The 4,461-nt window shown below is 50.5% G+C and carries 2 protein-coding genes; both read right to left on the reverse strand.

Annotated features, from left to right (window positions below; translation table 11 throughout):
* Positions 1-1,276, reverse strand: a 1,276-nt coding sequence (locus ACP5KC_RS03010; protein ID WP_428286826.1) for a CRISPR-associated DxTHG motif protein, incomplete at its 3' end; no start/stop codon positions are given.
* Between the two features lie 95 nt (positions 1,277-1,371).
* The coding region (locus ACP5KC_RS03015) for an alpha-mannosidase (RefSeq protein WP_428286827.1) at positions 1,372-4,461 on the reverse strand (3,090 nt) is incomplete at its 5' end.

The following is a 4,461-nucleotide window of genomic DNA, read 5'->3' on the forward strand; positions in this document are numbered from 1 at the left end:
TCCGGTATTTGTAATAAGGCGTCCAGTCCTCCAGTATCTTTCCCTTAAGAAAATCAAGCTTCTCAATCTCTCTGTCAAGCAAATGTGTCACAACCTTCGAGCCCTGGTATAGTTTCTTCAGGTTTTTAAGCTCTGTGAGGGTCACCACCTCGAGTTCCGACGTACTAATCAGGCTTTTTATGCCTGACAGGATTGCGTGGGTCTGGAGTAGTGCACGGAATCCTGGAGCAAACTTATTCTTGCTCTCGACAATGATCTCATTGCCATCTTCGAAAGGCTCTCTACCTTTACGCCACTCCTCTATGGATCTCTTTAGGAAGACTTCGATATCCTTTAAACTCCAGTTGGCCTTGGGAGCACAGGAGTCGCTTTGACCAGGGTTTATAGAACCCCCTGAGGCCGAAGCCGAAGCCCCCTCAGCTGCAAGAGCGGGCTTTGCGAGGAGTGCAAGCTGGACAATGGCTCCTAGCCTGTATGCTCCAATGAGTGGAAGGGACAGCTCTTCGATAAGGGATTTTATTGACTCATGATCGGGAAAGTTTCTTACGTCGTTAAGGGTTTGCTTCACCTTTTGCTTTTGAAAGCCTATATAGCGTGTGACCTCCCAGGGATAAACATTCTCCTCGAGTAAAAGGTTGTATGCTACATCTGGAGGATGGGCGTCTTGTGATTTTGGAGTACACGGGCTGCTCTCGTCTCTCTTTAGTTTTTCCTCTGTTTCTTTTTGGAGTATAGGGTAGGGATCCGCTTGGTATACCCTTATCTTTGTTCTCTGTATTCTCGATACGGAATAAAGTGCGGCAGCCTCTCTGAAGGAATCATACGTGAGGGTCGGCATATAATTAATACCGTGGCTGATGTCGAGTGTCAGCTCTAATGGACGGTCTTCTCTTATCGATTGCATGTATATCTCGTATAGTGCAAGGCTTCTAAAATCGTCCATGTCTGCCTTGAAAACGTATACTGCATCACCTTTATTCTTCCTAATCACTCCTGGCAAGACTTTAATCTCAAACTCATCAAGATGTGAGCAAACATATCTCTCCGCATAGCTCCTTGCTTTTTCGACAACGTCGTCGTAACTAGTGATCTTATCGGGGGCTTCAAGGGCCAGTGTATCAGAAACGATAAGGATCACTTTCTTGGGTTTTTCCACCTGGGAAAGGATTTCAAGCGTCGAGAAGCTTTTCACGCCCTCGCCGTTGCTTTTATAGTTTGCCAGTCTCCAATAGGCCGGGTTGCCCCATACGGCGAAAGCTATAACTTGAGAGGACATCCTGTTTGTATAATTTACAACTTATTTTTATTACTTGCTTATGGGCATTAGGCATCGTTTTCAAATATTCCATCTAAAAATGGCATTGTATCTCTTCAATCCTGCCTAGGTACAAACTTCACCGTCTTGATCTCGAAGGGCCTCAGCTCTATGAAAAACTCACCCACCCTATCGCGTAATAACTTATCATGTAGCTCCACAATGTCCGTCTCATATAAGTCTCCAACAACAGGGAGGCTCACAGAGCCCTTTGAACCCTTCCCGGATAAATCATACAGCCTTAATATTACTCCGTCGCCAGCCTCGGAGACCTTCAAAGCTTCAAGTAACAGATCCTTCACAGTCAACAGACTACCATTTGGTGGTAGGCTACCGTCTCCCGAATTTTTCACAGTTTTCTTTGCTCCGGCCAGGACCTCGTAGGCTCTCCTGTAGACGCTTCCCTCATGGTAGTTAGACTTGTGTGGGTAAAGATACACTCTAGTCTCAAGCATGCCCATGTCTGACCATGGGTTCGGCATCGAGGCAGCTTTAAGCAGGCTGACCCCAACCCTGCTCCCGTCAAAACTGTAGCCATGGCGATCAACAGATAGGATAGCTAGGCCCCTTGACCCGTCGCTCAGGTCGACCCAGTTCAGTGCCGGAACCTCGAACATGGCCTCCGTCCTCCTGTCTACAGCCCTTGTCGGCCTCTTTACGGCTCCGAAGGGCACGTGGCACACAGCCGTATCAGTCTCCACGCCGGTCTCAATCCATAGTTTGAGGAGACGTGACCTTTCAACCCAGTCGAAGACAAACTTTAACTCAGCGATTTCCAGGCCCGAATAGAGGCTCACCGTTATCCTGACAGTGGAACCATTGTACTTGAAGATGGAGGTCGCCGAGGCAACAGCAGGGCCACTCATAATTATTTTTGGCCCCTCTACCAGCTCGAGCCTATCAGGCGGCAGTCGGAGCGCTGACTTCTCGATGTCCCACGCGTCGAACACCCCCGGCTTATCCACGTGTACTAAAAGTTCACTCCGTTTAACAAAGCCAAACTCATCTCCTTTCCGCATCACTGACTCGACTAACCCCTCACGCCCTATAACCACTTCAAGGTACTCGTTTTCAAGAATCACTTTACCATCCTTATGGCTGGCTCTAGCCTCTCCTCTAACACTGGGCTTTAGAGAAGGGCTCAAACTGGTGTACCCTAGCGAGGGGATTCTTACAACGGCAATAGCCGTGCCTCCGAGTTCCTGGCACGCTAGAAGGTTTGGCGACTCGTATTTACAGCTGGGCAATTCTACCACGTATGCGGCTTCCCAGGGAAGCCTGTTGAAGACCACTATGCTTCCCGCGGGAGCCTGTATTTCCGAGGCAAGCAACTCGACGAGACTTGAGGAGAGATCACTGAGCCCCTGCAACGCATCCTCGAGCTCCCCATAGGCTTCCTCATAGGCTTCACGACACGATGAGCCCGGTAAAACGTCGTGGAACTGGTTTCGCAGTATGGTCTTCCAGTATGCCTGTGTACTTCCCGGGAGCCTCTTGCCCCTAAGGTAGGCTAACGCTGAGAGATAATCACTCCACATCGCCTCGTTTTCGGCCCTAGCTACAAGTTGCTTGACGCGTAGGTTGGTCGTATAGACTCCGCGGTGAAACTCGTTGTAGATTTCCCCCTCCCATACGGGAAGCTTACCCATAGATTTTGTGAGGGTTGAGATGTACTCCTCCTCTTTGGGCGCGACGACCAGCTCCGGGACGAGCTTGAGCTTCTCGAGTAGTTTAAGCCTTTCAAGCATGGTGAATGTAGGTCCTCCCCCGCCGTCGCCGAAGCCGTAAGCGTGAACCGCGACAGGAAAAACGTCTTTCTGCTTGTATTTGTCCCACAAGGCTTGAAGCTCCTCAACCCTCAAGACACCGTTATACGTCTGCACTAGAATATGAGTAGCAACCTCAGATCCGTCTAGACCTCTCCACACGAACGCGTGGTAGGGAAACTCGTTAGTATCGTTCCACATGACTTTATGCGTCACGAATACATCTACACCTGACTTCCTCAAGATTTGCGGGAGCTGTGCTGAGAACCCGAAGCTGTCGGGTAGCCAGCCGATCCTACACGTTCTACCAAACTTCTCCAGAAAGTATCTCTGACCGTAGAGGAACTGTCTTGCTAGAGACTCTCCCTGTAGAAGCTGCGTATCCGATTCAACCCACATCCCGCCGGCTGGGAGCCACAGACCCTGCTGGACAAGCCTCTTTATCTTGTTAAAAAGCAGTGGATCAATAGACTCAAGCCACTCATAGTTCTGAGCCCCGCTCTGGACAAAAGTGAACCTGTAGCCCATTTCTGCAAGCCTTACAACAGTGCTGAAAGTTCTCCTAACCTTCAACCTGGTCTCGCTGTAAGGCCAGAGCCAAGCCGTGTCGATATGCGCGTGTCCGAAAAGATATACTCGGCCAGTCCTAGCCGTGTCTGAGAGCAAGTCTCTCAACTCCTCTAGGACGTCTCCTACGGTTTTCTGCACCCGGGAGGGATCAGGCCTAGGCGTGTCCTCCAGAATCTTCTTGTAAACCCCTGGCCCGTACACTGATGCCACGTAGCCGTAGTCCCACCTCAGGCCTCTATACTCTGGGCTGCTCTCGTGGAGGGAGACACCGTAGAGCGTCCTGGCGAGAGCGTAGACTTGGAGCAGTGAGGGCGTAACGCTTATCCTCGCGGCTGCCCTGGTCAAGGCTTCACGTACAGTTTCTTGTTGCTTAGCGAGGCTCAAGAGGTCCATTACCGCTAGCACGGTATTGAATTCCTCCCACATCACGTTCGCGGCACACGCCCCGAGAAAGCCAAGGCTCCAGGGATTCTCGCCAAACAGTCTTCTTGGAGTAGCGGTAACCCTCAATGTATGCTCTCCCGGGTCTATAACCACGAGTTTGTGGTACTCGTCTATAGCCTGGTACAAGGATCCGTCCACGTAAAGCTCCCCGTTACCAGTCATGTCTAAACGTAGCAGCCACTTCCCCCCTCTACCAGGTAGATTAACACTGTTCTCAAATACCAGCCCAGCATACTTGTCGAGCGACTTGTAAAACGGCAACTGGACCCTGACGCCTTCATGAACCCATTCAGGGTAATCCTGGAAGTCCAGAAAAGTAGAGGCTAAGAGGTCGAATAAGCGACGCTCAATCTCGTTTAGAGTGAG

This window comes from Infirmifilum sp. (genome assembly GCF_049970975.1).
GTDB classification, from domain to species: Archaea; Thermoproteota; Thermoprotei; order Thermofilales; family Thermofilaceae; genus Thermofilum; species Thermofilum uzonense.